This is a genomic window from Natronohydrobacter thiooxidans (assembly GCF_001884735.1).
In the GTDB taxonomy this organism is placed as follows: Bacteria; Pseudomonadota; Alphaproteobacteria; order Rhodobacterales; family Rhodobacteraceae; genus Roseinatronobacter; species Roseinatronobacter thiooxidans_A.
Window position 1 is genome coordinate 87,194 of record NZ_MJAP01000002.1, and the last position, 24,020, is coordinate 111,213.

The 24,020-nt window shown below is 63.7% G+C and carries 22 protein-coding genes and 1 pseudogene; 16 read left to right on the top strand and 7 right to left on the bottom strand.

Going from position 1 to position 24,020, the window contains the following annotated elements:
- The first annotated feature begins 9 nt into the window (after positions 1–9).
- Both BG457_RS01600 and BG457_RS01605 read left to right on the top strand, forming a co-directional pair.
- Positions 10–1,398, top strand: a complete 1,389-nt coding sequence (locus tag BG457_RS01600) for an aspartate aminotransferase family protein (RefSeq protein ID WP_071795202.1) — start codon at positions 10–12, stop codon at positions 1,396–1,398.
- Positions 1,398–2,303: a 2-hydroxyacid dehydrogenase gene (locus BG457_RS01605; protein WP_071795203.1), complete on the top strand. Its 906-nt coding sequence runs from the start codon at positions 1,398–1,400 to the stop codon at positions 2,301–2,303. The genes BG457_RS01600 and BG457_RS01605 overlap by 1 nt, the downstream gene beginning before the upstream one ends.
- An 8-nt stretch (positions 2,304–2,311) precedes the next feature.
- Here BG457_RS01605 and BG457_RS01610 read toward each other — a convergent pair whose 3' ends face one another.
- Positions 2,312–2,806, bottom strand: coding sequence for an Lrp/AsnC family transcriptional regulator (locus BG457_RS01610; RefSeq protein WP_071795204.1), 495 nt, complete (start codon positions 2,804–2,806; stop codon positions 2,312–2,314).
- Between the two features lie 173 nt (positions 2,807–2,979).
- On the opposite strand from BG457_RS01610, the gene BG457_RS01615 reads away from it, so the two are divergent.
- From BG457_RS01615 to BG457_RS01625, 3 genes are read left to right on the top strand one after another with little or no spacing between them, the layout of a single operon-like run.
- Positions 2,980–4,305: an NAD(P)/FAD-dependent oxidoreductase gene (locus BG457_RS01615; protein ID WP_071795205.1), complete on the top strand. Its 1,326-nt coding sequence runs from the start codon at positions 2,980–2,982 to the stop codon at positions 4,303–4,305.
- 18 nt (positions 4,306–4,323) lie between these two features.
- Positions 4,324–5,376 carry a tartrate dehydrogenase gene (locus BG457_RS01620; RefSeq protein ID WP_071795206.1) on the top strand — a complete coding sequence of 351 codons (1,053 nt, stop codon included), beginning with the start codon at positions 4,324–4,326 and terminating at the stop codon, positions 5,374–5,376.
- Positions 5,377–5,432: 56 nt separating this feature from the next.
- A complete protein-coding gene (locus tag BG457_RS01625; protein ID WP_071795207.1) occupies positions 5,433–6,866 on the top strand; it encodes an NAD-dependent succinate-semialdehyde dehydrogenase in 1,434 nt (477 codons plus the stop codon).
- Between the two features lie 177 nt (positions 6,867–7,043).
- Here BG457_RS01625 and BG457_RS01630 read toward each other — a convergent pair whose 3' ends face one another.
- A complete protein-coding gene (locus tag BG457_RS01630; RefSeq protein WP_245770911.1) occupies positions 7,044–8,348 on the bottom strand; it encodes a sigma 54-interacting transcriptional regulator in 1,305 nt (434 codons plus the stop codon).
- A gap of 15 nt (positions 8,349–8,363) precedes the next feature.
- Positions 8,364–8,714 (bottom strand): annotated as a pseudogene (locus BG457_RS20670) (XylR N-terminal domain-containing protein); the annotation flags it as partial.
- A gap of 206 nt (positions 8,715–8,920) precedes the next feature.
- On the opposite strand from BG457_RS20670, the gene BG457_RS01635 reads away from it, so the two are divergent.
- From BG457_RS01635 to BG457_RS01675, 9 genes are all read left to right on the top strand, one after another.
- Positions 8,921–10,393: an aldehyde dehydrogenase family protein gene (locus BG457_RS01635; RefSeq protein ID WP_071795209.1), complete on the top strand. Its 1,473-nt coding sequence runs from the start codon at positions 8,921–8,923 to the stop codon at positions 10,391–10,393.
- A 93-nt stretch (positions 10,394–10,486) separates the two neighbouring features.
- A complete protein-coding gene (locus BG457_RS01640) occupies positions 10,487–11,251 on the top strand; it encodes a coniferyl-alcohol dehydrogenase (protein WP_071795444.1) in 765 nt (254 codons plus the stop codon).
- An 8-nt stretch (positions 11,252–11,259) separates the two neighbouring features.
- Positions 11,260–12,159 (top strand): alpha/beta hydrolase, encoded by a 900-nt coding sequence (locus BG457_RS01645; protein WP_071795210.1) that lies wholly within the window; start codon positions 11,260–11,262, stop codon positions 12,157–12,159.
- 71 nt (positions 12,160–12,230) lie between these two features.
- Positions 12,231–13,109 (top strand): SphA family protein, encoded by an 879-nt coding sequence (locus BG457_RS01650; protein WP_071795211.1) that lies wholly within the window; start codon positions 12,231–12,233, stop codon positions 13,107–13,109.
- A 61-nt stretch (positions 13,110–13,170) separates the two neighbouring features.
- Entirely contained in the window at positions 13,171–14,466 is a 1,296-nt protein-coding gene (locus tag BG457_RS01655) for an ABC transporter substrate-binding protein (protein WP_071795212.1), read from the top strand.
- 61 nt (positions 14,467–14,527) lie between these two features.
- The gene (locus BG457_RS01660) at positions 14,528–15,274 is read left to right on the top strand and encodes an ABC transporter ATP-binding protein (protein ID WP_071795213.1); all 747 of its coding nucleotides are present in this window, start codon (positions 14,528–14,530) and stop codon (positions 15,272–15,274) included.
- Positions 15,271–15,990: an ABC transporter ATP-binding protein gene (locus BG457_RS01665; protein WP_071795214.1), complete on the top strand. Its 720-nt coding sequence runs from the start codon at positions 15,271–15,273 to the stop codon at positions 15,988–15,990. The genes BG457_RS01660 and BG457_RS01665 overlap by 4 nt, the downstream gene beginning before the upstream one ends.
- Positions 15,983–16,912, top strand: coding sequence for a branched-chain amino acid ABC transporter permease (locus BG457_RS01670; RefSeq protein ID WP_071795215.1), 930 nt, complete (start codon positions 15,983–15,985; stop codon positions 16,910–16,912). Before BG457_RS01665 ends, BG457_RS01670 begins: the two co-directional genes overlap by 8 nt.
- On the top strand, positions 16,909–17,913 hold the full coding sequence (locus tag BG457_RS01675) for a branched-chain amino acid ABC transporter permease (RefSeq protein ID WP_071795216.1): 1,005 nt from the start codon (positions 16,909–16,911) through the stop codon (positions 17,911–17,913). Before BG457_RS01670 ends, BG457_RS01675 begins: the two co-directional genes overlap by 4 nt.
- Before the next feature lie 183 nt (positions 17,914–18,096).
- On the opposite strand, the gene BG457_RS01680 is transcribed toward BG457_RS01675, so the two are convergent.
- The 4 genes from BG457_RS01680 to BG457_RS01695 are packed head-to-tail and all read right to left on the bottom strand — an operon-like array spanning position 18,097 to position 21,536.
- On the bottom strand, positions 18,097–19,158 hold the full coding sequence (locus BG457_RS01680; RefSeq protein WP_071795217.1) for a 4-oxalomesaconate tautomerase: 1,062 nt from the start codon (positions 19,156–19,158) through the stop codon (positions 18,097–18,099).
- Positions 19,151–19,822, bottom strand: a complete 672-nt coding sequence (locus BG457_RS01685) for a 4-carboxy-4-hydroxy-2-oxoadipate aldolase/oxaloacetate decarboxylase (RefSeq protein ID WP_071795445.1) — start codon at positions 19,820–19,822, stop codon at positions 19,151–19,153. Before BG457_RS01685 ends, BG457_RS01680 begins: the two co-directional genes overlap by 8 nt.
- A gap of 1 nt (position 19,823) precedes the next feature.
- On the bottom strand, positions 19,824–20,780 hold the full coding sequence (locus tag BG457_RS01690) for a VOC family protein (RefSeq protein WP_245770906.1): 957 nt from the start codon (positions 20,778–20,780) through the stop codon (positions 19,824–19,826).
- A gap of 9 nt (positions 20,781–20,789) precedes the next feature.
- On the bottom strand, positions 20,790–21,536 hold the full coding sequence (locus tag BG457_RS01695) for a PIG-L deacetylase family protein (RefSeq protein WP_245770907.1): 747 nt from the start codon (positions 21,534–21,536) through the stop codon (positions 20,790–20,792).
- A gap of 157 nt (positions 21,537–21,693) precedes the next feature.
- Between BG457_RS01695 and BG457_RS01700 the strand changes: the two genes are divergently transcribed.
- Positions 21,694–22,908: a LysR family transcriptional regulator gene (locus tag BG457_RS01700; RefSeq protein ID WP_071795219.1), complete on the top strand. Its 1,215-nt coding sequence runs from the start codon at positions 21,694–21,696 to the stop codon at positions 22,906–22,908.
- A 122-nt stretch (positions 22,909–23,030) separates the two neighbouring features.
- Positions 23,031–24,017, top strand: coding sequence for a MoeA family protein (locus BG457_RS01705; RefSeq protein WP_071795220.1), 987 nt, complete (start codon positions 23,031–23,033; stop codon positions 24,015–24,017).
- The last annotated feature ends 3 nt before the right edge of the window (positions 24,018–24,020 follow it).

Consider the following 24,020-nt stretch of genomic DNA (forward strand, 5'->3'; position numbering starts at 1 on the left):
GAGATTCCCATGCTGACCAAAACGCCCCTTGCCAATTCTCTTACGGAACTTGACCGCCGTCACCTCGTTCATCCCGTGTCTTCCTTCCGCGGGCATGAGGCGCGCGGCGTGCGGCTGCTGACCTCGGCCACAGGTGCCACTGTCACCGACAGCGAAGGCCGCCAGCTTATCGACGGTTTTGCCGGGCTGTGGTGCGTGAACGCCGGATATGGGCAGGAGAGCATCGTCGAGGCCGCAGCGCGCCAGATGCGCGAACTGCCCTATGCCACCGGCTATTTCGATCTGGGCGCTGAGGCTCCGATCCGGCTGGCCGCAGCGCTGGCAGAACGCGCGCCGGGTGATCTGAACCATGTCTATTTCACCCTTGGCGGATCGGATGCGGTGGACAGCACGATCCGCTTCATCCGCTACTACTGGCATGCCAAGGGCCAGCCGGAGCGAGACCAGTTTATCTCGGTGGCGTCGGGCTATCACGGTTCCTCCAGCACCGGGGCGGGGCTGACGGCGCTGCCGCTGTTTCATGATGGCTTCGGCATCCCGTTTGACTGGCAGCACAAAATTTCGTCGCATGCGCTCTATCGCAACCCGCTGGGCGATGATCCGGCGGCGGTGATCGCGGCCTCGGTGGCGGAACTGCGCGCCAAGGTCGAAGAAATCGGGGCCGGGCGTGTCGCCGCTTTCTATGTCGAACCGATTCAGGGCTCGGGCGGGGTGTTGGTGCCACCTGATGGCTGGGTCAAGGCCATGCGCGAGGTCTGCGCCGAACTGGGCATCCTGTTCGTCGCAGATGAGGTGATCACCGCCTTTGGCCGTACCGGGCCGCTTTTCGCCTGCGAGGATGAGGGGATCGTGCCTGACCTCATGACCGTGGCCAAGGGTCTGACCTCGGGCTATGTGCCGATGGGGGCGGTGCTGATGGCGGATCATGTCTATGAGGTGATCGCCGAAGGCGCCGGGGCCAAGGCGGTGGGCCATGGCTTCACCTATTCGGCGCATCCTGTCTCGGCTGCCGTCGGGCTGGAGGTGCTTGCCCTCTATGAGGGCGGGCTGCTGGAGAACGGTCGCGCGATGGGCGCGCGTCTGCAAGCAGGGCTGCGCAGCCTTTCCGATCATCCGCTGGTCGGCGATGTGCGCGGGCGCGGGATGCTTGCCGCAGTCGAGCTTGTCACCGATAAGGCGGCCAAGACGCCCCTGCCTGCCGAACTGAATGCCGCGACGCGGCTCTTTGACCGCGCCTGGGAGCAGGGGCTGGTGATCCGCGCTTTCCCGCAAGGGGTATTCGGCTACGCGCCGCCGCTGTGCTGCACCGCCGAGGAAATCGACGCGATCGTCGAACGCACCGGCAAGGTGCTCGACCTTACGCTCGAAGACCCCGAAATTCGCGCCGTGTTGCGCTGATGGCGCTGCTGTTTCACACCACGCCCGCGCGGTTGCCGATCTGGCAAAAGCTGTTTGCCGAGGCAGGCGAGCCCTTCATCGCAGGCGAAGATGCTGTCACCGACCCAGCCGAGGTGACGGCCATCGCCTGCTGGACCCCGCCGGACTTGTCACGCTACCCGAACCTGCGACTTGTGCTCTCGGTCGGAGCCGGGGTGGATCATCTGCCCGCGCTACCGCAGGGCGTCGCGCTGGCGCGGACGCTGGCTCCGGGGATCGAGGCCATGGTGCGTGACTGGGTGGTGATGGCGACGCTGATGCTGCACCGCGACATGCCGCTCTATATCGACCAGGCGGGCCGGGGTGAATGGCGTACGCATCCGGTGCGGCTGTCGACGTCGCGGCGGGTCGGCATCATGGGGATGGGGCGGATCGGGGGGCTGGTCGCAGGCAGCTTGCAGGCGCTGGGCTTCGATGTTGCGGGCCTGTCGCGGACCGGCAGCACCGGGACGGTGCCGATGTTTGCGGCGTCCCAACGCGATGCCTTTCTGGCCCGCAGCGACCTGTTGATCTGCCTGTTGCCGCTCACGCCCGAGACACGGGGCATCCTGAATGCCGAAACGCTGGCGAAACTGCCTGCGGGCGCGGGCCTGATCCACGCCGGACGCGGTGCGCATCTCGACGCGCAGGCCTTGCGCGCGGCGCTTGACGCAGGGCATCTCTCCGCCGCCATGCTGGATGTGACCGACCCCGAGCCTCTGCCGACAGAGCATTGGATCTGGAGCGATCCGCGGATCATCGTGACGCCCCATATTGCCGCGCAGACCGACGCGCTGGAGGGCGCACGCCATGCTCTGACGGTGATGCAGGCGTTGCGGCAGGGCGCACCTATCCCCGGACTTGTCGATCAGGCAAGGGGCTATTGATCCGAAGTTCAATTCGGGTCAGCAAACAGACGCGACAGCGGGATATGTTGTTTGCTGAAAGGCGATTTCAGCACGACAAAGCTGAAATACTTGTCTATCCCGAGCTCGCGGTCGATCAGCCCCTCCATGATCGACTGGTAATCGTCTATCCCGGCGGTGACGAATTTCGCGAGATAGTCGTACCCGCCCGAGATAAGATGACATTCCACACAACTGTCGATCTTCTCCAATGCCTCCTGAAACCGGGCAAAATCGATCTGGCGGTGGTTCTTGAGCGTGAATTCAGTGAACACCGTCAAGGTCTGTCCAAGCCGCGCGAGATCGATCTGGGCAGAATAGCCGGTAATATAGCCCGCCTGCTGCAGTTTCTTCACCCGCATCAGACAGGGCGAAGGAGACAGGGCGACCTCATCGGCCAGTTCGACATTGGTTATCCTGCCATTGCGTTGCAGGACCGCCAGTATTTTGATGTCAATACGGTCGAGTTTATAGTGCGTCGTCATTGTCTGTCCTCGTACTGGCATCAGGCTGCCAGAATGACGGCGCATCGGGGCCGCTGGTTCACAGCACTCCATTTATCCACAAATTTCAACAGGAAATGCCGTTTGCGGTCCCAACTCCGAAACAACCCGCTTGATTGCGGTGTCTAGGATCGTGGCAACGGAAAGGACCGAGCATGACAGCGCCATTACTTGCCATTGCCACGCAGCATGACCTGCCCCCCTCTGCCGATAGCGTGGTGATCGGCGGCGGAATTGTCGGCGTTTGCGCGGCATACTGGCTGGCGCGCGCCGGTCAGAAGGTTGTGCTGGTGGAAAAGGGCGCGGTCGGGGCCGAACAATCCAGCCGCAACTGGGGCTGGTGTCGCCAGCAGAACCGCGACGCGCGCGAATTGCCGCTTTCGACCCGCAGCCTTGCGCTGTGGGAAGAGATGGCACAGGAAATCGGGGACAGCCTCGGCTTCACCCGCTGCGGGCTGCTCTATCTGTCCAACGACGCCGCCGAGATCGAAGGCTGGGCAAAATGGGGCCGTTTTGCCCGTGGCGAGGGGGTGGAGACGCATATGCTGGGGGCGGCCGAGGCCGCCGCGCGCGGTGCGGCCACCGGGCAAAGCTGGCTGGGCGGCGTCTGGGCCCCCAGTGACGGCATCGCCGATCCGGCCCGCGCCGCGCCGATGATCGCAAAGGGCGTGGAAAAGCTGGGCGGTCAGGTCGTGCAGGACTGCGCGGCACGCGGGCTGGAACTGGAGGCCGGGCGCGTCGCCGGGGTGATCACCGAAAAGGGCACCATTCGCACGCGCTCTGTCGTGGTCGCGGGCGGGGCCTGGGCCGCGAGCTTCCTCTATCAGCTGGGCATCGCCTTTCCGCAGGCATCGGTACGCGCTTCGATCCTCTCGGTGGCTCCGGGCGCGCAGGGATTGCCCGATGCGCTGCATACCGCGCCGGTGTCGGTCACGCGGCGCGCGGACGGCGGCTATACGCTGGCCATTTCGGGCCGTGCCAACCTCGACCCGACGCCGGGTGCCCTGATGGGCGCGCGGCATTTCGTGCCGATGTTCGCCCGACGCTGGCGCGCGCTTCGCCCCGGTGGGGCGCAAGCCTGGACCGCCGGGTTCGAGACCCGCCGCCGCTGGGCGCTGGACCGTCCCACCCCGATGGAGCGCGTGCGGGTTCTGGACCCGCGCCCTTCGGCAAGCCAGATCAACCTGACACTGCGCCGCGCCCGCGCCTTGCTGCCCGCCCTGCGTGATGTTCCGGTGCAGGCCGCGTGGGGCGGATATATCGACAGTACCCCCGACGGCGTGCCGGTGATCGATTCCGATATCGGCATTCCCGGACTGGTTCTGGCAGCGGGATTGTCGGGGCACGGCTTCGGGATTGGCCCCGGCGTCGGCCATCTGGTCGCCGATATGCTGCTTGGCCGCCAACCTATCACCGAAGTGACGCAATACCGGCTGGCACGTTTCGAACGCAGCCAATGGGGCAAGGTGGCTGAATTCTAGGCCCTCAGGGAGAATACGATGAAAACCCACAGATTGGCGCTCATCCCCGGCGACGGGATCGGCGTGGATGTAACCGACGCGGCGATGGCAGTGGTCGAGGCCGCCGCGCGCAACCATGGCTTTTCCGTGCAGGCAACGCGCTTTGACTGGTCCTGCGCGCATTTCGTGCAAACCGGCGCGATGATGCCCGAAGGCGGTATCGAGACCCTGCGCGGGTTTGATGCGATCTATCTGGGCGCGGTCGGCTGGCCGGATACCGTGCCCGATGCCGTATCGCTGCACGGGCTCTTGCTGCCGATCCGCAAAGCCTTCAATCAATATGCCAACATTCGCCCGCACCGGCTATTGCCGGGGGTTGAAGGCCCGTTGAAATCCTCCGGTTTCGATATCCTGTGCATCCGCGAAAACACCGAGGGCGAATACTCGGGCGCCGGCGGTCGCGTGCATCAGGGCATGAGCAATGAAGTCGCGGTCGAAACCGCGATCTTCACCCGCGCGGGCGTTGAGCGCATCCTGCGTTTCGCCTTTGATCAGGCGCGGGTGCGACGGGGGCATGTGACCTCGGTCACCAAATCCAACGCACAAAAATACTCGATGGTGTTCTGGGACGAGGTGACGCGAGAAGTTGCCGCCGATTACCCGGATGTGACCATGCAACTGATGCATATCGACGCCATGGCGGCAAAAATGGTGATGGCGCCGGAAACCCTTGACGTGGTGGTGGCCTCGAACCTCTTTGGCGATATCCTCACTGATCTGGGCGCGGCCATTCAGGGCGGACTGGGCTTCGCAGCTTCCGCGAATATCTGTCCCGATGGCACCGGCCCATCCATGTTCGAGCCCGTGCACGGATCGGCGCCCGATATCGCAGGCCGCGGCATCGCCAACCCGATCGCGGCGATCTGGTCGGCGGCAATGATGCTCGATCATCTGGGTGAAACCACCGCCTCAAAGGCCGTCATGGCCGCCATAGAGGCCGTCACAGCCAAGGGCATCGGCACCGCGCCGGGCCGCCATTCCACCGATCAGATCACAACGGCCATCCTGACCGCTTTGGAGAAACCCGCATGACACTGCATCCCCAAAAACCGTTTCGCGCCGACCCTTGCCACACTGGAGAAGCCCCTATGAACCTGCAAGATCCCGATCTCTTTCGCAATGCCGCACTGATTGGCGGCCAGTGGCTGGCCCGCCCTGATATGGCGGTGACAAACCCGGCGACGGGTGCGGTGCTGGGCGAATTGCCGGACTGCACTGCCGAGGAAACTCTGGCCGCCATCGCGAGTGCTGAAACCGCGATGGTGGAATGGCGTGCCCGCACCCATGCTGAACGCGCTGATATCCTGATGCGCTGGTACACGCTGATGCTGGAAAATACCGAGGATCTCGCGCAGATCCTGACCGCCGAGCAAGGCAAGCCCCTGTCGGAATCGCGCGGCGAAGTGGCATATGGCGCCAGCTTCGTGCGCTGGTTCGCCGAAGAGGCGCGGCGGATCAACGGCAAGATCATCCCCTCGCCCACGGCGGGCAAGAAGATCTTTGCCATGAAGGAACCGGTGGGCGTCTGCGCGATCATCACGCCCTGGAACTTTCCCATCGCCATGATCACCCGCAAAGTCGCGCCCGGTCTGGCTGCGGGCTGCACGATGGTGGTGAAACCTTCGGATTTCACCCCCTATTCGGCGCTGGCGCTGGCCGTGCTGGCAGAGCGCGCCGGTATCCCGGCGGGCGTGCTGAACATCCTGACCGGCAAGCCCGCAACCATCGGCGCGACCCTGACCGCCAGCCCGGTGGTCCGCAAGCTTTCCTTCACAGGCTCGACCCGCATCGGCGCCCTTTTGGCCGAGCAATGCGCGCCGACGCTCAAGCGCCTGAGCCTGGAACTGGGTGGCAACGCGCCCTTTGTCGTCTTCGATGACGCCGATCTTGACGCCGCGGTCGAAGGCGCGATGCAGTCCAAGTTCCGCAATGGCGGGCAAACCTGTGTCTGCGCCAACCGGATCATTGTGCAATCCGGCATCCATGATGCCTTTGTGGCTGCGCTGGCGAAGCGCGTTGATGAGTTGCGCGTCGGCGCGGGGACCGAGGCTGTGGATATCGGCCCGATGATCAACACTGCCGCCATCGACAAGATCAACGCCCATGTGGCAGATGCGCTGGACAAGGGTGCAACCCGCGTGACCCTGCCGCGCGATCTGCCTTCGCATTTTGCTGACCCGGTGGTGCTGGCAGGCGCAAGCACTGAAATGCTGCTGGCGGAAGAGGAAACCTTTGGCCCGGTCGCGCCGATCTTCCGCTTTGAAACCGAGGACGAGGCGCTGGCCCTGGCCAATGGCACGCCCTTCGGTCTGGCGGCCTATTTCTACACGCGCGACATGGCCCGCGCCTTCCGCTTTGGCGAGGCGCTGGAGTTCGGCATGGTCGGGCTCAATACCGGGCTGATCAGCAGCGAGGTCTCGCCCTTCGGCGGTGTCAAGGCGTCCGGGTTGGGGCGCGAAGGGGCACAGGAAGGGATCGAGGAATATCTTGAAACCAAGGCGCTGCATTTCGGCGGGCTCTGACTGCCCCACCCCGTTCTATGATGGGGAAAATTCAGCAGCCGGGGGCCTATAGGTGGGGCCCCCGGCATCATAACCACCCCCGCGATCCGGTCCGCCGGGTCGCTATGCTCAGTCTGCCAAGCCGACGTGAACGCTGCTCTACCCGCTGCGCTGACAGACAGATTCTGACTAAATGGGTTACGGCAGCAACCCGTATTTCTTCAGCCGGTATTCGAGTTTCGCGCGCGACAGCCCAAGTGTGCGGGCCGCCGCAGAAACATTTCCATCGGCGGCCCGGAGAGCCTTGTCATAGGTTTCGGCCTCGATCTCGGTAAAGGTCATCCCCTCAGGCGCATCAGCCTGCCCGGTCACTCGCCGCACGATGCGGCCAGAAACATGCAGCCCTTCGACAAATTCGGGCAGTTCCTCGATCCCGGTAAAAAGATGCGAGATTTCGAGATCGCCGCCGGGTTCGGCATAGATCACGCCGCGCTCGATCAGGTTAGACAGCTCGCGGACATTGCCGGGGAAATCATAGCGCAACAACAGCCCCATGGCGGTGCCGGAGATCTGGCGCAAGGGCTTGCCGTGCTTGCGGCTGTGCAGGTCCAGAAAATGGGCAATCAGCATCGGCAGATCGTCGCGCCGGTCGCGCAAGGGCGGGATGACAATGGGCAGGATTGATAGCCGGTAATACAGGTCACTGCGGAAGCTTCCGGATTTCAGTGCTTCGGTCGGAGCTCTGGAACTCGCCGCCATAATACGCAACTGCGGGCGCTCCCCTTCCCGCCCAAGCTGGCTGGCCAGCAGCGATTGCTGCCCCAGCGGCAGTGCGAAGACATCATTCAGGAACAAGGTGCCGCCTTTGGCCCTTTCAAACGCGCTGTCCGGTCCCACAAGCGGCGGGGGCGTCTGCCCGTCGGCCCAGGCCGAGCAATTGACCGAAATGAACGCCCCGCCGGGCGTGCGCCCGATATCATGGAGACGATGGGCGAAATACTCCTTGCCGGTGCCCGATTCACCGAGAAAGAGAACCGGCTCATCGTAGCCTGCCACACGTTCGAGCAATCGTTTCGCCCGTTCTATCGCAACGGTCCGCCCAATGATCAGATGCGGGGTTTCCGGCAGAGCTTCGACCGGAGGAGGGGCCGCAGGTGGATTCCACGGCGCTTTGCGCTTTTTGGCCTGCGGCTGTCCGATCATGGCGAGTTCGGGCAGGTCATCCTCCCAGGCGCTGGCATTGCGACCGATGACAACACAGCGTTCCGCCCCCATCCCAGCGCATTCGACTTCTCGAAAAATCACAGGATGGCCCAGAAGCGTCGAGGTGAACCCGGCAGGCGCACCGCATTGCATCCAGCAGGTGGGCTGATCCGAAATGCCGAAATGGGTCAGGTGTTCCTGCGCCTCGGTGCTATCATGCCAGTGGAACTCGCCATGATAGTAACCGCGCGAGACATCGAACTCGAACCGTTTGGTTGTGACCTTGACGAAGCCTTCCATCGTGTGCACGCGCGGTCCTGCTGCAAGCGCTGCGGTCAGGTCATTTTGCTTGAAGCGCTTCTGGACGAGATCCGCGTATTTTTCGCCTTGGCTCCACCCGGTGCGATAGAGAAGGGTGCGCGCGGCATCGATCCCGATTGTATCGATCAACTGCCGACGCAGATAACCCAGGACGAAAGTCTGCATCATGACCATGCGCTCGTCATTCAGCCAGATGCGGCCATCGCCAAGGGCGAACTGAAGAGCGCCTGCGAGATCCGCAAATGTCGGCGGAGCGCCTTCTTCCAGAAGGCGGCTGTCGCCGCGCGCGGTGATTCGCGGTGCGCGACGGGAGGCTTCGGTCAGAGAAATACGGCTTTTCATCATTTCACGCAATTTTCAGGACAGTTCATGAAAGCATGAAACTTGCTGCAACGCAATAAATTCCTTTATAACTTTGTTTTCAAAGTATTATTTTTGACTTCTGTTACATCAGAAAATATTTATTGAAGTAAACGACTTTCAAGATGTTGGATTGTCGCGGGAGGCAGGCATTTGCATGCCCTGATATTTACCAAGGGAGGAGAACAGCCATGGATGGTGCACAGCACGGCTTCATCGCTCAGCACGCATGGGAAGGGAAAATCTACTCTGGCGGCTGGACCGACGGGGAACATGGGGCGGGACGGATCATGGCGCCGGGGGATGACAGCCTGGTCGCATCGGTCGGACAGGCGTCTGCGGCCGATGTGGTACGGGCAGCGGCAGCAGCACGCGCCGCGCAACCGGGCTGGGAAGCGACGCCCGCGCATGAGCGGGCGCGCATCCTGAACGAAGCGGCGGATATCCTGCAGCGCAACGGCGAGGAACTGATCCCCTGGATCATCCGCGAAACCGGGTCCATCCCGCCCAAAGCCGGGATCGAGATCGAGCATTCCGCAGGCTTCCTGCGCGCGGCGGCGGCGGCGGCGGTCGAACCGGCCGGGCGGCTTGTGCCCAGCCAGGATGGCCGTCACGAGGAATTGCTGCGCGTCCCGCATGGCGTCGTGGCTGTGATCTCGCCCTTCAACTTTCCGCTCATCCTGTCAATCCGCGCGATCGCGGCGGCACTTGCCACAGGCAATGCGGTGGTCCATAAGCCCGACCCGCGCACGCCGATTACCGGCGGCATCATCATCGCGCGCATCTTCGAGGAAGCCGGACTGCCGAAAGACCTGCTGCATATCGTTCCCGGTGCCGCCGATGTCGGTGCGGCCCTGTGTGAAGACCCGAATATCGCCATGGTCAGCTTTACCGGCTCGCCGGAAATCGGGGCAAAGGTTGGCGAAGCCTGTGGCCGCAACCTCAAGCGCGTGCAGCTTGAACTTGGCGGGAAGAACGCGCTGATCATTATGGATGACGCCGATTTCACCGCTGCCGCCGCAAATGCCGCCTGGGGCACCTGGCTGCATCAGGGGCAGATCTGCATGGCGACAGGTCTGATTCTTGCTCCTGCAGCAATAGCAGATAAACTGGCCGAAGAACTTGCTGTCAAAGCCGGGCGCCTGCCGGTCGGCAACCCGGCGAGCGATCAATGCGCCCTTGGGCCGCTGATTTCAGAGCATGAAGCCACGCGCATCAGCGGCATTGTCGATGATGCCGTCGCCAAGGGCGCGCGGCTTCTGGCGGGCGGCACACCACAAGGGCGGATGTTCCCCGCCACGGTTCTGGCCGACGTGACCCCCGAGATGCGCGCCTTCCGCGAGGAAATCTTCGGGCCGGTCGCTGTGGTTGTCGCTTATGACAATGATGACCATGCTGTTGAACTGGCAAATATGTCCGATTACGGGCTGGCCGCCGGGATCATCGGGCAGGATCTGGGCCGCGCGAGGGCCGTTGGCAACCGGCTGCGGGTCGGCCATCTGCACATCAATGATCAGACCGTGATGGCCAGCCCCTTCGCGCCCTTTGGCGGGCGGGGCAGATCAGGCAATGGAACGCGGATTTCTGGCCCGGCCATCTGGGAAGAATTCACCCAATGGGTCTGGGTAACCACTCGTCCTCAGGCCGTCGTCTATCCGTTCTGACACTCGGCGACGCACTTCTCCCTGTCGCAGAGTGACTTGGGCCGCCCGGACATCTCCGGGCCGGGTGGCCCGCATTACCCAAAGGAAATCAATATGTCACTGACATCAAAGACAATCGTCATTACCGGGGCGTCGTCCGGAATTGGTGCGGAAACCGCGCGTCTGGCCCGCTTCATGGGCGCCAAGGTAATCGGTATGGATCGTAATGATCCCGCGATTACACTCGATGGTTTCGTTCAGGTAGATCTGTCGGATCCCGCAAGCATTGATGCGGCCGTCTCAGCGCTGCCAGAGCGGGTCGATGCGCTGGTGAACGCGGCGGGGATCTCTGGTCTCGCGGATCGTGATCTTGTGGCCAAGGTCAACTATCTGGGGCTGCGCCATCTGACCGAAGCCCTGGTGCCGCGCCTGAGCGGGGGGGCAGTGGTCAATGTCACCTCCATCCTCGGCTTCGACTGGCAGGCACGGCTGGATGCGCACAAGGCGCTGGCCGAGACAGCGGATTTCGCAGCGGGCCTGAAATGGCTGGCAGACAATCCGGTTCCTCAGGAAACCTGCTACCAGTATTTCAAGGAAGCGCTTGTCGTCTGGACGAAGAAGCGCGGCTACCGGTTGTTCATGGACCATGACATCCGCGTGAACTCGGTCGCGCCGGGGCCGGTGATGACCCCGATCCTGGGCGAATTCGTGCAGATGCTGGGCGAAGAGCGCGTGGCCGCCGACGCCGCCAATATCAAGCGCCCCGCCATCGCCGACGAGATCGCGCCGCCCATCCTGTTCCTGTGCTCGGACGCAGCCCGCTGGATCACCGGCATCAACCTGCCTGTCGATGGTGGCATCGACGCGCTTTACACCTGAGCGCTCAGATGTCGACAGAACAATTACACGCAATTCTGGCGATGGGCGCGGAGAATCCGCCGCCGCCCGCCACAGACGGCCCGCAGGCCATGCGCGACTGGTTCGAGGCAATGATGGCCCCCACTCCGACCGCCGAGGGGGTAGCTGTAGAGCCGATAGCGATAAACGGCATCGCCTGCGAGATCCTGCGCCCCGGCGGCGCGCCCGAAGGGCGGCTGGTGATCTATGTGCATGGCGGCGGCTGGCTGTTTGGCTCACCGCGCTCGCATCGGGTGATCGCATCAAACCTGGCGCGCGCCAGCGGCTGCGCGGTTCTGTCGGTGCATTACCGTCTGGCGCCGGAAGACCCGGCACCGGCTGCACATGATGATGTTTTCGCGGCCTATGAATGGGCGCTGGCGCAAGGCTATTCCGGCCCGGATCTGGTTCTGACCGGGGATTCGGCGGGCGGCAATATGGCGCTCGCCACGGCAGTGCGGGCGCGCGATGCAGGATTGCCATTGCCCGCCGCGCTGGTGTTGATGTCACCTGCGCTCGATCTGGCAGGGCAAGGCGTCTCACATCGCGAAATGGCAGATGCGCCGCTGGTGGACCGGCGCCTGATGGAGGTGTTCAACTATCTCTATCTGGGCGAAACCGACCCGTTCTCGCCAAGTGTTACCCCGTTTGACGCCGATATGACCGGCTTGCCGCCAACTCTGATCCATGTCGGCAGCTGGGAGCTTCTGCGCTCGGATTCCGAGACGCTGGCAGAACGCATGCAGGCGGCCGGTGGCGCGGTGACCCTGCGTGTCTGGGACGGCATGTGCCACAACCATCAGCTTTTCGCGCCTTTCCTGGAGGAGGGGATGCAATCGCTGAACGAAGCAGGCGCCTTTGCGCGGCTGCACCTGTCGCTCGGGGCCTGAAAGATCAGGGCCCGAAACGAACGCCGGTCAGGGAAGCCTGCCGCGCAAGAAAACAAGGGAAGAGGAACAGGATGACATTGAAAATTCTCGCAGTGGCCGCGCTTGGCCTTTCACTGCTGGCTGGCCCCACGCTGGCCCGCGAACCGGGCACCCCGGCGGCAATGCCCGGTGGCGCGACAGTTGCCGTGCCGGTCGGCGCCAACCCGCCGCCGGGGCTGTATTTCTCCAGCCGCAACGAAATCTTCTTCGGCGATATCTATGACGGGGCCGGCAACAAGCTGCCCATTTCGCTGGATGCCAAGGCGACAGTGCTGCAGTTCCACTGGGTTCCGGGCCTCGATATCCTTGGCGGCACATATCGCGCGATGGCGCTTGTCCCGCTGGTGAATCTGAAGGTGGCAGGCACCAGCAGATCCGGTGTCGGCGATATCACGATCTCGCCCTTCAATGTATCCTGGATGCTGTCCCCCGGCGTTTTCGTGCAGACCGGGCTGAGCTTTGGCCTTCCGACCGGCAAGTATAACGGGCTGGGACAGGCAAATCTGGGCAATAACGTGCTCACCACCGGTCTGGATGTCGGGTTCAGCTATCTGAAAGACGGCTGGAATGCCTCGGTCCATGCCAATTACTTCCGGTATGGCCGCAATCGCGCCAATGACTTCAAGTCCGGCGACGAGATCTTGATCAACTGGACCGCAATGAAATCTGTTGCTGAGAATCATAGCCTGGGTCTGGTCGGCTATTACCGCAAGCAGCTGAAATCCGACACTATCGGCGGCGCGGTCTTTGCCGGGGGCAACCGGTCCGAGGCGCTTGCCGTCGGCATCGGTTACTCCAGACGGTTCGGCCCGACCGAGTTGAACGTGAACCTCATGCATGACGTGCGCGCCAGAAACGAGGCGGGCGGCACCAAGCTACAGGTCAATATCTTCACACCCGTGAAGTTCTGATCAACCGGGGGCGCCGAGCTCTGATGCCTGGCGCCCCACCAATAAGCCAAGGGAGGAAATCATGAAGCTACTTTCCGAAGCGGCCATCAGCCGCCGTCGCTTTACAATGCTGGGCGGGGCCGCGCTGGCCGCACCCTTTGTCGCCACGCGCGCCTTGGGACAAGAGGCCGCGGTGTTCCGTATTGGCTATATCGGTCCGCAATCGGGGCCGCTGGGTATCTTCGGCGCCCATGACGGTTGGCTGATCGAGCAGTTGCGCGCCAATCTGGCGGGCGGGATCGAGGTTGGCGGCAAGCATATGCAGGTCGAGATCATCACTGCCGACACCCAGTCCGACCCGGTTCGCGCCAGCCAGATCACCCGCGACATGATCAATTCTGCCGCGCCCGATCTGATCCTGACCCATTCCGCGCCCGAAACCGTCAACCCGGTCTCGGATGCCTGTGAAGCCGGGGCCACGCCGTGCCTTTCGACCGTGGCACCGTGGGAAGCCTATTACTTCGGGCGCGGCGGCCAGCCCGGTACGCAAAGCTTCAAATGGACATATCACTTCTCTTTCGGAACCGGGAACTTCCTGAACCTCTATTCCGGGCAATGGTCGCTTCTGGACACAAATCGCCGTGTCGGCACGCTGATCCCCTCCGATGCCGATGGTAACGCAATCCGTGCAGGGCTGCTGCCGCGCATGGCCGAGGCCGGATGGGAGATCATCGACCCCGGTCCCTATGAGAACATGACCCAGGATTTCACGACCCATATCAACGCCTTCCGCTCTGCCGAGGTCGATATCGTCGTGTGCTTCCCCTTCCCGCCCGATTTCCCGGTCTTCTGGCGGCAAGCCGCGCAGCGCGGGCTCGCGCAGCGTATGAAGATCATGCAGATGGCCAAGGCGGGGCTGTTCGCCGCCGAGATGGAGGCGCTTGGCAATCTGGGGCATGGTCTGTGTACCGGCGTTTACTGGCACCCGGCCTTCCCCTTCAGCTCTGCCGCAGCCGGGCTGAGCAACGCGGATCTGGGCGCGAACTATGAGGCCGCGACGGGTCGCCAATGGGCGCAGGCGCTGGGGGCCTCGGCCTCGCTGTTTGACGCGGCCCTGGCGCTCGCCGCGCAGTCGGGCGATCCCAAGGACAAGGAGCTCATGGCGGCAACCCTGCCGAAGCTGGTCGCGGATACCGCTGTCGGAAAGGTCGATTTCACCGCCGGGCCGGTTCCGAACTGCACCGTCAGCGGGCTGGCAGGCGGGCAATGGAACATGGTGTCCGGAGAGCGCTTCCCGTTCCAGCTTGATCTGGTGTCGAATGCTGACTTCCCCGAGATCGAGCTGACCGCCGATTTCCGGCCGCTGGCCTTCGGTTAATCCCGTACCGGGTGCGGTGCGACCGCACCCGAAGCCATTCCACTGCAAGAAAGGCTTCCCGATGATGAGGGCTGTTGTGACAGCAGATCCGATCTTGCGCGCGCGCGGGGTGAACAAATCCTATGGCGCGCTCAAGGTGCTGCACGATGTCGATATCGACGTCCTTCCCGGAGAGGCGCTCGGGATCGTCGGGCCAAATGGTGCGGGCAAGACCACGCTGTTCGGCGCGCTGGCAGGGTCGTTTCCTGTGACATCGGGCGCAATCTCGTTCAATGGCATCGACCTGACAGGCACGCGCGCCTCTGATCGCTGCCAGTTGGGCATTGCCCGCACGCATCAGGTGCCGCGTCCCTTTCTGGGCATGACAGTTTTCGAGAACCTGCTTGTGGCGGCACAATCCGGCGCGAGGCTGGATGCCGCGGCGGCGACCGGGCGTGCGGCAGATGTGTTGCGCCGGACCGGTCTCGCGGATGCGGCAAACCGCCCCGCCGCTGCCCTTGGGCTGCTGGACCGAAAACGTCTGGAGGTCGCGCGCGCTCTCGCCACCGGGCCAAAGCTGATCCTGCTGGATGAAATCGGCGGCGGCCTGACCGAATCCGAACTGATCGCGCTGGTCGATCTGATCCAGAGCCTGCGCAGCGAGGGTCTGACAATCGTCTGGATCGAACACATCCTCCATGCGCTCATGCGTGTCGTCACCCGCCTGATCTGCATGTCCGAAGGCCGCATTCTTGCCGAAGGCGAGCCGCGCGACGTGATGGCCAATGCCGAGGTTCAGCGCGCCTATCTTGGGAGTTCGCCGGAATGACTGCGTTGGAGCTTCACGACATTCATGGCCGCTACGGCCTGCTGCATGCGGTCAAGGGCATTTCGCTGACGCTGCCGACCGGAACCGTTCTGGCGGTCATAGGCGCGAACGGGGCGGGCAAGACCACGCTCATGCGCATGTTAGCTGGCTTGCATCCGACTGCTGCAGGCAGCGTGAGCCTGTTCGGGCAGGATGTCACCTTGCTGCCTGCGCATGCGCGCCTGCGCGCCGGGCTTGCGCTTTGCCCCGAAGGGCGGCGACTGTTTGCGGATCTGACGGTGCGCGAGAACCTGCAGATCGGTGCGGAAAACGGCTGTGGCGGCGACTGGACGCTCGCCACGGTGATCGACGCCTTGCCCCAGATCGCGCCGCTTCTTGACCGTCCGGCAGGTGGGCTGTCGGGCGGACAAAGGCAGGCCGTCGCCATTGGCCGATCACTGATCGCCAACCCGCGTGTGCTGCTGCTCGACGAAGTGTCGCTTGGACTGTCCCCGGCGGCGGTCGAAGGTGTCTATCAATCGCTCGAACGCCTGCGCGGTCATATGACTCTGGTCATCGTCGAGCAGGATCTGACCCGCGCGATGAGTTTTGCAGAACGGCTGATCTGCCTGTCAGAGGGGGTCATGGAACTTGACGGCACCCCTCAGAACCTGACGCGCGGACAGATTACCGATGCCTATTTCGGCATTCACAAGGTGGAGGGCGCAGATGCTTGAAGCAATCCTGCAAGGCGTATTGCTTGGCGGCTACTATGCCGTTCTGGCAGCAGGCCTGTCGCTGATGTTCGGGGTCGTGCGCTTCATCAATCTTGCGCATGGCGATATGGCCGTGCTGGGGGCGATGCTGGCGCTGTGGCTGGTGCAGGTCATGGGCCTGAATGTGCCGATGGCGATCGCGCTGACTCTGCCCGCAATGGGAGCCATTGGCTGGCTTCTGCAACGTCTGATCTTCGAGCGCGCCCTGCGCGGCGGCTTCCTTATCCCGATCCTGACCACAATCGGGCTGGCTGCAACATTGCAAAACGGCATGTTCGCGGCATTCGGATCAGACACCAAATCGCTGGGCGCGCATATCGGGTCACTCTCATGGGCGAGCTGGCACCTGCCCGGCGATATTTTCCTTGGAAAGCTGCCGGTTTACATGTTTCTGACCGCGCTTGTGGTGCTGGGTGGCCTGCATTTGATCCTGACACGCACCGGTTTTGGTCGCGCCGTGCGCGCCACGGCCTCGGATCCAGAGGCGGCGGCGCTCTGCGGGATCGACGCGCGGCGTGTGCATCGGGGGGCGGCGGCGATTGCCGTCGCGCTGGCCGGGCTTGCAGGCATCTTTCTGGCGCTGCGCGCGCAGGTAACGCCATTTTCCGGGCCGATGATGCTGATCTTCGCCTTCGAGGCTGTCGTGATCGGCGGCATCGGCTCGCTCCGCGGCACCTTGATCGGGGGAATCGCGCTTGGACTGGCGCAAGCGATGGGCGGCATGATCTCGCCGCAATTCTCGATCCTTGCAGGGCATTGCCTGTTTCTGGCGATCCTTGCCCTGCGCATGACCGAGGCCGCCGCCTCCGAGCGCGGCGGCTGGCGCAACACCTTGACCGCCGTTTTGTTCAACCGATCACAGATCAAGGGACGCCTATCATGAGCCGAGCCGCCATAGCTGACAAGATCATGCCGATGCCGAAAGGCGACAAACTGATTGTCCTCGCGGCCGGTCTGTTGCTGCTGGGCCTTGGCGCACTTCCCTTTCTGGCCCCGGCATTGATCGTGGACAAGATGATCATGCTGTTCATCCTGATCATCTTTGCCGTCATGTGGAACCTGCTTGCGGGCTATGCCGGGCTGATTTCCGTCGGGCAGCAGGCCTTTGTCGGGCTGGGTGGCTATGCAATGGTGCGCATGGTCGATGCGGGCCTGCCGCCGTTTCCGGCCATTTTCGTGGCGGCGCTTGTGACCGGAGCACTGGCCTTTGTGCTGTCGCTTTTCGTGCTGCGCATGAAGGCGGGCGAATTTGCCATCGCAACCTGGGTCATCGCCGAGGTCATCCGTGCGATTGTCTCTTTCGATCCCATCGTGCAGGGGGAAACCGGCACATCCGTCGTGGCGCTGAACGCCTATGCGCCGGAAATGCGCCGCATGACAATCTATCTGCTGGCCCTTGTCAGCATGGCAGGCGCCGTCTGGGGGACATGGGCACTGCTCAAGGGCCGCACCGGCGCCGAGGCGCAGGCGATCCGCGACGACGAGGATGCCGCGGCATCCGTGGGCATTTCCACCTTTCGCGTGAAGCAGCGCATCTATATTCTGGCGTCGGTTGGCTGCGCATTGGCGGGCACGCTCTGGCTTGCGTCAAGCATCACCTTCCAGCCGCGCACGGGTTTTGGAATCCAGTGGTCGATCTTCATGCTGTTCATGGTCCTTGTCGGCGGGATCGGCACATTCATTGGTCCGATCCTCGGCGCGCTTCTGTTCTTCGCCCTGCAGGAAATCTTCGGCGATTTCGGGGCGTGGTATCTGGCGGGACTCGGGCTGGTGGCGATCCTGTTCGCGCTCTACCTACCGCGCGGGATTGTCGGCCTATGGCTCGACAGGGGGTATAACGAACCGCTGTCGATGCGCCGCAGGCTGAAGCTGCCCCGGGGCTGAGCGAAGCTTTCGTCCCGGCGTTCCTGCTGCAGTCGGGCCGGGCCTGTGCCCGGCTTGTTAGGCAGGTCGTGACAGCTTGGTCGCGCGCCCGGCGGGCATCATCAGGCGCTGGCGCGACCAGCAATCGGGCCGCGCGAGATCAAAGCACTCGCGCCTGCAAGGCTCCGGGCGTCACAAGCGTGTTCAGGATAGCAGCGGGTCGAATACATGCCCGGCAAAGAGCTTGCGCGCCGTGCGCATCATTCCGGCACCGATGATCTGGCCATGAGCATCTGTATCAAGCAGGACTTCGGTCTGGCCTGTCGGATGCTCGATCCACCAGCGACCATCCGTCGGAACCCGCGCCAGCGCCGATGCCGGGCTTTCAGGCATAGTGCAGGCTGTCGCGACACTGATCGCCGCAAAAACCCCGATCCCGCTATGGCATTCATGCGGAATGAAACAACGTGTAGCAATCGCGCCACCCGCCCGCGGCACCGAGACCAGCGTCATTTTCGGCACGGATTTGGCGCTGACATCGCCCAACCCCATCATCGTCCCGGCTTGCAGGCGGATCGCCTCCAGACACGCCCGCAAGGCCGGGTCGGCATTCAGCGCCTCGGGGCTTTCCTGCCCCGTCAGCCCGAAAGCCGTGGCGGCCATGACCACAACCGGCATGCCATTGTCGATCAGCGTGCAGGCGATACCGCCAATCTGATCCACCTCATGCCCCGTGGGCAAAAGCGCGCGGCACATCGACCCGGCCAGATTGCGCAGCATAAGCCCGACCGGCGCATGGCTCCCTGGCACGCCATCGATCCGCGCCGCGCCCACATAGCTGACGCGCCCCATCGGCGTCTGGACATGGGCCAGCGCCACCTCGCCTGTATTCCGCATATGAATGCGCACCGGGGTCACTTCGCCAGAGGCAGAGATCAATCCCGTCTCGATGGCCGCCGGGCCGACCGCCGCAAGGATATTGCCGCAGCCCTGTGCATCCGAAACAATCGCCTGATCCGCCAGGATCTGCAGAAACAGATAATCCACATCCGCATCGGGCCGCGAGGCGGGCGACAGGATCGCCACTTTTGATGTCAGCGGCGTGCCGCCCCCGATCCCGTCAATCTGGCGCGCATCAGGGCTGCCCATGACCCGCAACAACAGCGCGTCCCGCGCCTTGCGCTCCACCGGCAGGTCGCGCGCAAGAAAGACCGCCGCCTTTGACGTTCCCCCCCGCATCCACAGACAGGGAATGCCGTCAGACATAGCGCAGCCCTTTGGCCGCCAGTCGCGGACGCATGTCATAGATATCAAGCCCCAGCTCGCCCGCCGCCAGCCGCGCGCGCTTGGCCTCTTCGACGTCGAGGCGCAGCTTGGCGGCCTCAAGGACGGTCGCGGCCTCGGCCTGCCGGACAACCACGACCCCGTCATCATCGGCGACAATCACATCGCCTGCATGGATCGCCTGCCCGCCGCAGATAATCGGCACATTGACTGACCCGAGTGTTTCCTTGACCGTGCCCTGTGCGCTGACCGCCCGTGACCAGACCGGAAACCCCATCGCGGTCAGGTCGCGGATATCACGCACCCCCGCATCAATCACCAGCCCCCGGCACCCCCGGGCCATGGCAGAGGTCGCCAGAAGGTCGCCGAAATACCCGGCATCGCAGGGGCTGGTGGGGGCGAGTACCAGAATATCACCCGGCTGCACCTGTTCAATGGCGACATGCAGCATCCAGTTGTCGCCGGGCGGGGCGGAAATTGTGACGGCCGATCCCGCCACCTGTGCGCCCGACCAGATTGGGCGCAGCGAACTGGCAAGACATCCGATGCGCCCCTGCGCCTCGTGAACAGTCGCCACCCCGGCCTGCGCGAGACCCTCTATCACATCGGCCTGCGCGCGGGGAAAGTCGCGGATGACAACATTCATGTCACTGCTCCCGCGCGGCAGGCGGTGTGCCATGGGTGTGAAATGTCTCGATGGTCTTCAGCCCCCAGGCCTGACCCTTGCGCCGGTCGGCCTCGGTCCAGCAGACGGGTTCCCAATCCGGCGCAAGGATCAGCCGCGCGCCGGCATTGGCCAGTTCCATCCGGTTGCCCGCTGGCTCCCACACATAGAGAAAGAACGTCCCCTGAATGGCGTGTTTATGCGGCCCGGTCTCGATATGGACCCCGTTCTGCAGGAAGATATCGGCCGCGCGCAGGATATCCTCGCGCTGATCCGTGGCATAGGTGACATGGTGCAAGCGGGCATGGCCGCCGCCATGTTCCTCGGTGCAGGCCAGATCATAGGTCTTGTTATTGACCGTGAACCAGCAGCCCCCCAGCCGTCCGTTGTCAAGCTGGATATATTCCGTCACCCGGCTGCCCAGACAGGTTTCCATGAAGCGACGGAACGCGCGCACATCCGAGGCCAGCAGGTTCAGGTGATCAATCCTGCGCGGCGCCGCGCCGGAAAAGGCGCTGGCGGTATTCTTGAGCACGGGCCGGTCCTGCGGTCCCGGCTCGGCGCGGCGGGTCTGATAATAGATCTCGAACAGATGGCCGAACGGATCCTCGAAGCGAAAAGCGCGGCCATGACCCGGATCGCCATCCGTCCAGCCATGCACCTTGTACCCGCTTGCGCTGATCGCCGCCACACGACGCTCCAGCGCAGCTTCGCTGCTGGCGCGATAGGCAATATGGCCGACGCCCGTGGTATTGTGGCGCGTCAGTTTGAGCGTGTGAAATTCGTAATCGTCCCAGGCACGCAGATAAGCGCTGGTCGCATCCTGCGCAGAGAGTTTCAGCCCATAGATCCGCGTGTAGAAATCAAGGCTTTCCTCGAACCGGTCGGTATAGATTTCAACATGGCCCAGATGGGCGATGTCATGGCAAGCATCTGACATGTGCATCCCTCACAAAGCGCCGACAGTGCGCGGAAAAACCGACTGAAAAGCTTCGGCATAGGCACAGGCCTGCCCCCCGCCCTGACCGCCGGAGTTCCGGGTGAAATGATTGGCGCGGTTCTGCGCGACGCGGGTGTAGAAATCCCACAGATGCTCCTGCCCCGCCATGCACTCGATCGCAGCGCGCTTGCGGTCCCAGACCGGGGTTATGTCCAGAAACACATCCGGCTTCCAGCCCATCTGCTCGGTCTGATGCGGCTCGAACAGGTAAAGCTGCGGCGCCCCCAGAACCTTCTGCCCCGGCTCATGCCCCCAGGCCTGTGCGATGGACCGACATTCCAGCACCACCTGCGTCGTCAGCATATGGTCGCTGTTATAGGGGTCATACAGGCTGTGGCTGAGCATGAAATCGGGCTGGGCGTCGCGCATCACCTGCACCAGCCGGACCTTGTGCTCGCGACTGAATTCCAGCGGGTAGTCACCCATGTCGAATTCAATCAGTTCATGCACTCCAAGCGCCTGCGCGGCCGCGCGCGCCTCGGCCCGCCGCGCGGCCTTGACCCGCTCCAGTGTCATGCCGGGTTGCTTCCACAGCTTTGCGCTTTCGCCGCGCTCGCCATAGGACAGGCAGACAACGGTTACCTTGACGCCAGCCTGCGCGTGCAAGGCAATCGCGCCGCCGCAGCGCCAGACGAAATCCGCAGCATGGGCGGAAATGACCAGAGCGCTGCGTGTGATAGCTTGATCCTGCGACAACTGCGCCTCCCTCTATGCTGCATAGCATGTGGCATCACTGGTCTGTTCCACCAAGTCAGATGATCGACATCAGCCATAAATTTCTGCTATAAAGAGGTGCGGCCCGAAGCGGGCTGACGAGGAACGAACGCATGACTGACCATCCCGGCTTTCCCCGATGCTGACCAATCTGCGGCGGATCCGAATCCTCGCCGCGCTGCAAGCAGAGGCATCGGTGTCGCGGGCCGCAAAACGGATCAACCTGTCGCAACCTGCCGTGAGTCAGGCATTGTCTCAGGTGGAGCGCGGCTTGGGGATCACGCTCTATGACCGTGGTCCGCAAGGGCTGGCGCCGACTCCGGCGGGCAGGATGCTGGGCAACAGGATCACCCGCGCACTTGGGCTGCTCGATCCGCGCTTGTGTGACTTGTCGCCCCGTTTGCCATTGACCGCCACGACGGCCCAGTTGCGCGCTGTCATCGCCGTCACCGAGGCCGAGAGCTTCTCCGAGGCCGCGCGCAGGCTTGGGCTGGCCCAGCCCAGCATCCACCGCGCCGTCACCCAGATCGAGGCAGAGGTCGGGCACCCCATTTTCGACCGCACCCCGCATGGGGTGAAGGCGCATCGCCTGACCCGCGCACTGGCCACAGCCGCGCAACTTGCCATGACCGAACTCGCGCAGGCTCAATCCGAGTTGGCCGAACTTTCAGGGCGCGATATCGGCTGCATCGTTGTCGGGGCAATGCCCCTGTCGCGATCCTGCCTGATGGCGCCTGCCATCCTTCGTATGAAGGCCCGCAGGCCAGATCTGCGCATTCGTGTGGTTGATGGCCCGTTCCGCGATCTGGCGCTGGGGCTGCGCCGTGGCGAAATCGACATGCTTCTTGGCGCCTTGCGCCCGGACGAGTTCGTGCCGGACCTGCGTCAGGAGCCCCTGTTTGAGGATATCATGCTTATTGTGGCGCGCCCTGGACACCCCGCCAATGCCGCAACAGATCTGGTGCCGTTGCAAGCAAGCGGGTGGGTGGTTGCGGCGGAGGGCACGCCCTCGCGCCGCGCCTTCGATGCCATGTTTGCCCCTCTGCCCACACCTTCGGCATTGATCGAGACAGGTTCGATTGTCCTGATGCGCGAAATCCTGATGGCGTCGGACCATCTGGGCTTCGCCTCACGGCTGCAGGTGGATGCTGATCTGCGTTCCGGCCAGTTGATCGCATTGCCGCTGCGGCCCGCCAACACGCGTCGTCCCATCGGTATCCTGCAGCGCGCCAACTGGCAGCCGACGCGCATTCAACAAGAACTCATGGACGATCTGCGCCAATGCGGTCAGGAGATCGCGCAACGCCACCATCCCGATGCCGCCGCGTCAGGTTCAGGGGCGAGAGTGGTGTGACGGATGCCGCAGGACGACAGGCGCGGAGAGGATCTCGTGCGCGCCGAAATCAGGACCAACGTCGGGGCGGGATCATTCATCTCGGCCTTGGCTTTCTTGCGGCACAGGATTACCTGCACAAAATGACCAGCCTCACGCCTCTCGGGATCTGCCTTTCCCCCGCCCTCGATGATTTGACACCGGTCCCCGCAACATGGGTGGAGACCGCGTCGGCCGCCGGGCTGGTGCTGGCCGAGGATATTTGCCTGCCGCATAACCTGCCATCCGCAACCGAGGCGTTGCGTGCGGGCTTTGCCGTTGCCGCGCTCGATCTGGTGGGTGCAAGCGCTGGCGCGCCGGTGCCGCTGGCGGATCCGGTCCGGGTTGTGCCGGGCGGGGCGCTGCCCCAAGGCACGGACGCCATTCTGCCCGAGGACGGGACCGACACCGCATCCGGCTTGTGCGAGGCGATCCGGCCCGTCAGCCCCGGCGATGGGGTGCGGCGCACGGGCCATGACGGACGCACAGGTGACGTGATCGCCCCTGCGGGCACGAAGCTCACATCCCGGCACATCCTGATCGCTGGCAAGGCCGGGATCACCCGGATTGCAACGCGCCAGCCGCGTGTGGCGATCGCCTTTGATGACCCGGCGCAGACAGCTTTCGCGCGCGGCTGGTTCGCGGGCCTTGGGGCCTGTGTGGTCGATGGTCCTGCTGATCTGACCTTGCGCGCCACGACCGACCATACGCCCCGCCTTGCCCTTGCCCCGGCGGAAACGGCATGGCTTGCGCCTACAGGGGCCGGGCTCCTGCTGACCGTCCCGGCCCGTTTCGACGGCATGGTGGCGGCTTGCCTGGGGCTTGCGCTGCCGGTGATGGCGCGCCTGACCGGTGCTGCGCCCCAGACCAGAACCCGGCCCTTGGCACGCAAGCTCACCTCAACAGTGGGCCTGTCCGAGCTGGTGCTCCTGAGCGAGCAGGATGGCCAGTGGTTACCCGGGCCTGCGGGCATTCTCGCCCTGTCGGATCTTGCCACTGCCTGCGCATTTGCGATCCTGCCTCCCGACAGTGAAGGCATGCCCGCCGGCGCGTCCCTCTCCGCCACCCCGTTTGATCTGCCTTTTGGGTGACTC

Coding starts and splice junctions, on each gene's coding strand:
- BG457_RS01600 (WP_071795202.1), top strand. CDS start 10: ATGCTGACCAAAACGCCCCTTGCCAATTCTCTTACGGAACTTGACCGC.
- BG457_RS01605 (WP_071795203.1), top strand. CDS start 1,398: ATGGCGCTGCTGTTTCACACCACGCCCGCGCGGTTGCCGATCTGGCAA.
- BG457_RS01610 (WP_071795204.1), bottom strand. CDS start 2,806: ATGACGACGCACTATAAACTCGACCGTATTGACATCAAAATACTGGCG.
- BG457_RS01615 (WP_071795205.1), top strand. CDS start 2,980: ATGACAGCGCCATTACTTGCCATTGCCACGCAGCATGACCTGCCCCCC.
- BG457_RS01620 (WP_071795206.1), top strand. CDS start 4,324: ATGAAAACCCACAGATTGGCGCTCATCCCCGGCGACGGGATCGGCGTG.
- BG457_RS01625 (WP_071795207.1), top strand. CDS start 5,433: ATGAACCTGCAAGATCCCGATCTCTTTCGCAATGCCGCACTGATTGGC.
- BG457_RS01630 (WP_245770911.1), bottom strand. CDS start 8,348: ATGGAAGGCTTCGTCAAGGTCACAACCAAACGGTTCGAGTTCGATGTC.
- BG457_RS01635 (WP_071795209.1), top strand. CDS start 8,921: ATGGATGGTGCACAGCACGGCTTCATCGCTCAGCACGCATGGGAAGGG.
- BG457_RS01640 (WP_071795444.1), top strand. CDS start 10,487: ATGTCACTGACATCAAAGACAATCGTCATTACCGGGGCGTCGTCCGGA.
- BG457_RS01645 (WP_071795210.1), top strand. CDS start 11,260: ATGTCGACAGAACAATTACACGCAATTCTGGCGATGGGCGCGGAGAAT.
- BG457_RS01650 (WP_071795211.1), top strand. CDS start 12,231: ATGACATTGAAAATTCTCGCAGTGGCCGCGCTTGGCCTTTCACTGCTG.
- BG457_RS01655 (WP_071795212.1), top strand. CDS start 13,171: ATGAAGCTACTTTCCGAAGCGGCCATCAGCCGCCGTCGCTTTACAATG.
- BG457_RS01660 (WP_071795213.1), top strand. CDS start 14,528: ATGATGAGGGCTGTTGTGACAGCAGATCCGATCTTGCGCGCGCGCGGG.
- BG457_RS01665 (WP_071795214.1), top strand. CDS start 15,271: ATGACTGCGTTGGAGCTTCACGACATTCATGGCCGCTACGGCCTGCTG.
- BG457_RS01670 (WP_071795215.1), top strand. CDS start 15,983: ATGCTTGAAGCAATCCTGCAAGGCGTATTGCTTGGCGGCTACTATGCC.
- BG457_RS01675 (WP_071795216.1), top strand. CDS start 16,909: ATGAGCCGAGCCGCCATAGCTGACAAGATCATGCCGATGCCGAAAGGC.
- BG457_RS01680 (WP_071795217.1), bottom strand. CDS start 19,158: ATGTCTGACGGCATTCCCTGTCTGTGGATGCGGGGGGGAACGTCAAAG.
- BG457_RS01685 (WP_071795445.1), bottom strand. CDS start 19,822: ATGAATGTTGTCATCCGCGACTTTCCCCGCGCGCAGGCCGATGTGATA.
- BG457_RS01690 (WP_245770906.1), bottom strand. CDS start 20,780: ATGTCAGATGCTTGCCATGACATCGCCCATCTGGGCCATGTTGAAATC.
- BG457_RS01700 (WP_071795219.1), top strand. CDS start 21,694: ATGCTGACCAATCTGCGGCGGATCCGAATCCTCGCCGCGCTGCAAGCA.
- BG457_RS01705 (WP_071795220.1), top strand. CDS start 23,031: ATGACCAGCCTCACGCCTCTCGGGATCTGCCTTTCCCCCGCCCTCGAT.